The sequence below is a fragment of the Morganella sp. HMSC11D09 genome (assembly GCF_001807955.1).
In the GTDB taxonomy this organism is placed as follows: domain Bacteria; phylum Pseudomonadota; class Gammaproteobacteria; order Enterobacterales; family Enterobacteriaceae; genus Morganella; species Morganella morganii.
This window is the reverse complement of record NZ_KV791646.1, coordinates 1-622: the sequence shown is the minus strand read 5'-3', so window position 1 is coordinate 622 and position 622 is coordinate 1. Positions and strand designations below refer to the sequence as shown.

The 622-nt window shown below is 50.8% G+C and carries 1 protein-coding gene; it reads left to right on the top strand.

Annotation, left to right across the window (positions count from 1 at the left end):
* Nucleotides 1-135: 135 nt before the first annotated feature.
* Nucleotides 136-519: a hypothetical protein gene (locus tag HMPREF3119_RS00990; RefSeq protein ID WP_070578066.1), complete on the top strand. Its 384-nt coding sequence runs from the start codon at nt 136-138 to the stop codon at nt 517-519.
* Nucleotides 520-622 lie beyond the last annotated feature (103 nt).

Here is a 622-nt window from a genome sequence, read left to right as displayed (position 1 = left end):
CCGGCGCAACAACGGCCCGATCCTGTCCAGTCCGGCAGATATGGCAGAACGCGGGTTTGTATCTGCGCATAACCGGTTATTTACGACACTGGCAGCAAAGCGCCGGGAGATGAGACAGAACAGCGGGGTGGCAATGTGACTGGCACCAAAATTATCCACGTTAATTTCAAAGACGAAAATAAGCCGGTACTCAGTACTGTGGTGGAAGATAAAAAATCCCGGCAGCAGGAAAGGTGTAAGCACCACGGTGTAATCATCAATGAACAGTATCGCCAGGTCACGTGTGAGCACTGTAATTGTGTTGTTGATGCCTTTGATGTGCTGCTGTCCCGCGCTAATGATGCCGAACATGCTGTCCGCGAAATTGTCGAGCTGATGGAAAAGCGGGAAGAACTCCGTAAATCAGTCGATGAGCTGCTGAAAGCGGAAAAGAACACCAAGGCAAGATTACGCAGCGCCAGAACCGATCTGCTTTTTACTGAAAATAAAATGGCTCAGCTTAAAGGGGAGGTTGGATGAAGCAGCCTTTAACCCTCACACTCCCGTTCCCGCCGAGTATGAACACCTACTGGCGTTCCCCATCACGGGGAGTCTTAAAAGGCCGGGTGCTGATCAGCGAAAA